Origin of the sequence: Acinetobacter sp. 243_ASPC (genome assembly GCF_001054715.1) — a bacterium.
In the GTDB taxonomy this organism is placed as follows: domain Bacteria; phylum Pseudomonadota; class Gammaproteobacteria; order Pseudomonadales; family Moraxellaceae; genus Acinetobacter; species Acinetobacter soli.
The window spans coordinates 1-3,208 of sequence record NZ_JVOR01000106.1; the positions used below are offsets into that span (position 1 = coordinate 1).

Here is a 3,208-nt window from a genome sequence, read left to right on the forward strand (position 1 = left end):
ATCTGAAGAGCATGCGGTCGATTTAATTGTAATTGGTTCACATGGCCGAACAGGTATTCGTAAATTAGTTCTTGGTAGTGTCACTCAAAAACTCTTAGGAGAAACCTCGCTGCCTGTACTGGTAGTGCATAAATAAGATTGATGCTTTTAACATGTAAGACATTAATTTTTATAATATTTAAACAAAAAAGAGGACCTGACGGTCCTCTTTTTTTTCTAACGAATTAGTAAATCAAATGATTGTTTTGCAACAGTTCATCTAGAGTTGTATTCACATTTTTCAATGTAAGCAACTCAGTGCTTTGGTAGGTTGTTCCTGTTCCATCACGATCAATGCTAATTACCGTATCTGCACCATCTTTGGTTACTGTAACGTAATTTGCAATATTAGATGCTGTGACGCTTTGACCTGTTAACAATGCACTGATATCCACTTTATCACCTTGTGCTTTGCTGAAATCAGTCCATGTGTCATGACCATTTCCACCAGTCGCATCAGTGTTATTCAACAAGTTGAAGATCACTTTGTCTGCACCTGCGTTGGTGGTGAAGGTATCATCACCTGCACTGCTAGTAATAATATCGGCACCTGTACTGGTGTTGTATACAAAACCGGCATTAAACTTCAGTGTTGCAGTCGATTCATCGCCGTTTGGTGCAATCAGTTTATAAGTAAACTGATCTTCGCCGCCACCTGTAAGTGTCGTGTTTGGTGTATAGGTATAACTACCATCGGACTTAATCACAAGTGTACCGTGAGCTCCCTGAATCGTTGTACCTGTACTAGTGACAGTAGAGTAAGTTGATCCATTATTTGAAATTGCGATATCGGTGTACTGAGATGCAACTTTGTCTACGCCTGCACCGGTATCTTCCGTTAAGATATTTCCTTTTACAGTTTCACGAGAAGTTACGGTGTAGCTATCGAGGTCAATGACTTCACGTGTAACAGTTGCATTCACAGAACCTCCAACACTTACTAGACCAGAGCCTGTGACAGCTTCTACTCGATATGAGCCAGCTGTTAATCCAGTCAATGTGACACTATTTCCATTTGGTAGAATTCCAATTAAATCAAGTGTACTTCCAGAGGCAGTTGTACCAATTAATGCACCGGATGAATTGTATACATTAATTGTTGTACCTCCACCCAAAGAAATTGCTTGGCCCGATGTAAATGTAACTTTTACATTTTCAATTGTTCCAGATGCAACAGTGAAGTTAGTACTACCAGAAGTTTGTCCAAGGGTAATGCCTGCTAATCCAATGAACCATGAGTAGTTAATAGGGTTAGCTGAAGCAGTTGTTGTAGCATTGGTTGCATTTACATCAACCTCTTCTACATTGTTGGTTGCAACAACGCTGGTCGCATCTGCCTCTGGGTTGTTTGGATTCCAAGTCAAGTCTAGATCACTATTGGTTCCAATTTGAACAATCAGTTTAGCTGTATCACTCTTACCAGAAGTTGTATCGGTAATGGTGTAAGTAAAGACATCAGTTTTACCAATTACGTTTACATTACTAGTAGGAGTGTACTTATAGCTTCCATCCGCTTTAATGGTTAAGGTGCCATGCTCTCCGATAACTGTGGTCGTACTACCATCAGCAGCGACAGTTTGGCCATTCACGGCTGTCACCTTGGTTTGTGATGTTACCTGATCCTGACCATTGGCTTGATCATTATCTGTGATCACATTGCCTTCTTTAGAAGTAATGCCACTCACCACTGGATTAGCAGCTGTATTTTCGGTTGTTAATTGTAAATCTGCTTTAATCGAAGTGCCTAGACCGACTAATGAACCGCCAGTAAAGTCAAATCGATAGTTACCAGGTGTTAAATCATTTACTTTTACTTGGGTTGTTTGACCAAGGATACCGAGTAAATCGAGTAAGCCATTGGATTGATTATCTGCAATTAACTTCCAAGTACCATCATCTTGCTGTTTGTACAATCTCATTTGAGCTGTATCAAACAAGTTAATAAGTGAACCTGTAGATACTGAAATTACCGCATCTGCAATCTGATCTTGGCCTACAGTAAAGTTGCCAGAGTACGTCTGACTTCCAATATTAATAATCGAACTTTCATTAATAATATTTTGACTTGGATTTACTGTAACTGGGTAAGTAAAGTCGACCTTAGCCTCAACAATATTGTCTTTCGCATCAATAACAATATTTGGTGCTGTTAGATCTGTGGCTTGTGATTCATTGCCTGCTTTGTCTGTTGCTGTAATTTTTACTTTTTCAGCATCATCCAATGGAACGGTAAAAGTCACTGTGTACTTGCCACTTGAATCTGCAGTCGCTGAGCCTAATACATTACCATTTGCATCTTTGACTTTCACAACAGATCCAGCTTCAGCAGATCCTGTAATCTCAGAACCACTAGCATTAAATGTACCCGATGGTGCATTCGGTGGAGTTAGGTCAACAGTCAGGTTGAATGGATCGCTCTTGCCACTTTCGTTGCCCACAGGATCGGTCGCAGTCACGCTTAGGCTGTGCGGACCTTCGGTCAAGCCAGGTGCCGGGATGGTGTAGTTCCAGCGACCATCTGCTCCTACCGTGACACTGCCCACCACATCATTGCCGTCATATACCTTGATCACATCACCCGGTGTCGCGCCTGTACCACTGAGTGTCGGTGTGGTGTCATCCGTGCTGGCACCGTTGCCAAGCGGACCTTGTACCAGACCCACATCGTCACTCACCAGACCAATGCTCGGAATGCTCGGTGCCGTGGTGTCAATCGTCAGATTGAAACTCGCGCTGCCTTGTGTTCCTGCCGCATTGCTCGCAGTGGCCGTATAGCTATGTGACCCTTCGCTTTGTGTTGGTAAGGTGTAGCTCCAGTTACCGCTACTATCCACCACCGCTGAGCCAACCGCCGCGCCACCATCGACGCTGATCGTCACGATCGCTCCCGCTGTACCTGTTCCCACCAGTGTTGGTGTGGTGTCATCGGTTGCAGCATTGTTGGCCAGGTCACCGACCTTGCTGCCAACATTGTCGACCGCCTTGTTGATGCTTACCACCACATTCGTGGTGTCTACCGTAAAGTTCAGTGCATCACTGGCCGCGCTGGTGTTGCCTGCCGCATCCGTCGCAGTCGTGGTAATGCTGTGTGGTCCGTCCACCAAGCCTGTCGATGGCGTGAAGCTCCAGGTGCCATCGCTTGCAACGGTGGTGCTGCCCAGTACCGTAT

At 44.2% G+C, this 3,208-nt stretch carries 2 protein-coding genes; one reads left to right on the top strand and one right to left on the bottom strand.

Going from position 1 to position 3,208, the window contains the following annotated elements; genetic code table 11:
• Nucleotides 1-136, top strand: a 136-nt coding sequence (locus ADA42_RS14605; RefSeq protein WP_048765945.1) for a universal stress protein, incomplete at its 5' end; no start/stop codon positions are given.
• Between the two features lie 88 nt (nucleotides 137-224).
• On the opposite strand, the gene ADA42_RS14610 is transcribed toward ADA42_RS14605, so the two are convergent.
• The coding region (locus tag ADA42_RS14610; RefSeq protein ID WP_048765948.1) for a BapA/Bap/LapF family large adhesin at nucleotides 225-3,208 on the bottom strand (2,984 nt) is incomplete at its 5' end.